This window comes from Patescibacteria group bacterium (genome assembly GCA_028711655.1).
Classification (GTDB): domain Bacteria; phylum Patescibacteriota; class Patescibacteriia; order Patescibacteriales; family JAQTRU01; genus JAQTRU01.
Genome location: JAQTRU010000068.1, coordinates 1 through 2,760 on the forward strand (window position 1 = coordinate 1; position 2,760 = coordinate 2,760).

Below are 2,760 nucleotides of genomic sequence, written 5' to 3' on the forward strand. Positions count from 1 at the left end.
TCTTTCTTTATATTTTGCGCCAAAACATTGCGCACAATCTTCAATTAGCACCAAATTATTCTTCCTGCATATTTCAACAAACTTATTAATTGGAGCTATCGTGCCAAAAACATACGAAAGAATTATCACTCTAGTCTTGTTTGTAATAAGCTTTTCGACATTATCCGCGTCCATATTAAATCCCTCTTTCCCAATATCGCAGAAAACGGGCTTTGCCCCCGCTTCAATAATCGCTTCGGGAACAACGGGGCATATAAAAGAGCTTATTATCACTTCATCTCCTTCAGCCAAGTTTAAATTTTTGATAACCGCCATTATCCCCTGCCTAGCGGATTTTAAAAGCAAAATATTTTCCAATCTTAAATACTTTTTTAATTCTGCGGTTAAAATTTTTTGTGGATTTTTTATGAACAAAAATTTGAAAAAATCTTTTTGGATAAATTTTGTGTTATAAAAAGGTAATTTTAAAAACATTTATACTGCGAGTTATGTTAATTAACTAATCTATGGGAAAATTCCATCAGGGAATATATTTCCTTAACCCGGGGCCTACCAGATTAACAAAACTTAATGGCAATCTTCTCCAAATTTTAGCCGCAAAATAATATTTATCTTTATCAGACGTGATGGCTTTATTATTAGAAGAATATCTATAATAATAAAGTTGTTTTGGATTTGCCCCCCATTGTTGTTTAAAGTGAAATGTGCCTGACTTTGCTTGCGATCGGCCAAAATCAAAATAACTATAATCATTTCCGGCGCAGCGCTTAATAGTTTCCCAATATAAAAAATCATTTATATTCATTGAGGCATATTTTGAATCCGAAGCCCCCCATAAATTAAAAGCCGTGTCTTCATAATATAAAATAAAAAGTCCAGCTACGAATTCATCACTAAATTTTGCCATAATAATTTCGGCTTGCCCAGGAAATTCTTTAATAACTTTTTCCATAAAAGCTTTGCTGTGGACGGGAGTGCCTAGCCTTTTCATGGATTTTTGATAAAGCTGGTAAAAATTCCGTAAATAATTATTTCCTATTTCTACTCGCAAGTTGAATCTATTTGATTTTCTAACTTGATTGCGGGTTTTCCTGTTTAAATTATTCCACAATATGTCTGCCGACTTATTCAATGGTAAAATAAAGGTAAATTGCGACAAATCGGCCGATAAACCGGAAATGGGGACGAGCATCCTCAATTCAAAAAAATCATATTTTTTTTCTTTGACATAATTCTTTAAATAATTTACAAACAACTCCTGGACAATCTTATTTTCCCCGACCACTCCGCCCTGACCACAAAACGGCAAGGAGATAATTCTTTTACCAAACAAAGGATGGGCAATAATAAAACAGGGCAGAATTCCTTTAATATTTTCTTCTTTAGCCACCAAATACAGATCTTGATGATTATACGCTTCTCTAACAACCTTGCGCCAGGCCAATTTATGACAAAAAGAAGAATTTTTTGCTTTGGAAGCAAATTCGTCCCAAGATTTTTCGTCTTTTTTTTGTAATAGTTCAACTTTTATCATGCAAATAATCTCGAAAGTTAGTAAATTCAAAATCATTAATAAATTTTTCTAGTTTTTTAAAAGAATTTTTAACGCCCCAATATTTTAATTTTAATTTCCAGCGCGGCGCCTTAATTTTTGGTATAAAATCAAAAAATTCGTGGGGATGCCCATAAAAAACAAAATAATTTCTTTTTGCCAATTCAAGCCTTACCAGTCGTTTATAAATAAAATAAGGTATAAAACGAAAATAAAAACCTCCGGATATTGGCACCCCGAGAAAAGTATTTAAAGGAAATTCTGTTATTTTTCCCCTTGAATCATTAAAAAAATTATCTCTATATAACTTAAATGGCAAGCGGCCGGATTTGTCTACGCCGTAAAGACCTGTCTTAACCGGGACCAAGCTGCTATCGTATTTAAACCCCAATTCCTCTAAAATTTTAACCAAATATGCTGTTTTTTTATTTAAAGAAAAGCAAGGCGCCCTAAAACCTATGATCTCTTCGCCTATAATTTCTTCTAAAATATCCTTGTTTCTTTTAATATCCTTGAAATATTCCTCAAATCCCTTGTTATATAAAACCTCATGTTTGTAGCTATGCGCAGCCACCTCGTGGTCCAGGGCGATCTTCTTTATAATTTCCGGATATCTCTCGGCTACTTTGCCGGTTATAAAAAAAGTGGCGGAAATGCCTTTGGCTTTAAGCAAACTCAAAACGGGCAATAAAGATTCTTCTATTAAGTCTGGCCAGCCAGCCGGGACCGATTTATTTAAATATTTTCTTAAAAAATACGAATCGTGCCAATATTCAAAATCAAAACTTAAAATTATTTTACTTGTCCCGCCAAAGCGGTGATTGTTTTTTTTCTGTTCCATGATATCTATTTGTTTAACTCTCTCCTGATGGCGGCTATTTGATCCAAAACAACCCCAAAAGAAAAAATAAAAATAGTGGAAATAAAAAGAATAACGGAGGTATCGGAAATGTTGGAAAGCATTATATCATTCGTAACGGACAGGACCGTTACTAACGCCAATATCATGCTTATGGGAACAAAAAATCTCATAGGCGCAAAAAGAGTTATTATTCTGGTAATTAAAATAAAAGTTTTTAGGGCATCGCGAGGAGAAACCATGCTTTTTCCAACCCTCTTATTGACCTTGATGGGAATGTACTTGCCATTATACCCCGTTTTCAAAAAAGCCATGTTTGCAGTCGTTGAGAGAGAAAAGCCGTTTGGAT

At 34.0% G+C, this 2,760-nt stretch carries 4 protein-coding genes; all 4 read right to left on the bottom strand.

Going from position 1 to position 2,760, the window contains the following annotated elements; genetic code table 11:
* A partial coding sequence (locus PHQ42_05415) for an aminotransferase class V-fold PLP-dependent enzyme (protein MDD5072136.1) occupies positions 1-414 on the bottom strand: 414 nt, incomplete at its 3' end.
* A gap of 106 nt (positions 415-520) precedes the next feature.
* Entirely contained in the window at positions 521-1,534 is a 1,014-nt protein-coding gene (locus PHQ42_05420; GenBank protein MDD5072137.1) for a FemAB family PEP-CTERM system-associated protein, read from the bottom strand.
* On the bottom strand, positions 1,521-2,393 hold the full coding sequence (locus PHQ42_05425) for a polysaccharide deacetylase family protein (protein ID MDD5072138.1): 873 nt from the start codon (positions 2,391-2,393) through the stop codon (positions 1,521-1,523). The genes PHQ42_05420 and PHQ42_05425 overlap by 14 nt, the downstream gene beginning before the upstream one ends.
* Positions 2,394-2,398: 5 nt before the next feature.
* On the bottom strand, positions 2,399-2,760 hold a 362-nt coding region (locus PHQ42_05430; GenBank protein ID MDD5072139.1), incomplete at its 5' end, for a glycosyltransferase family 2 protein.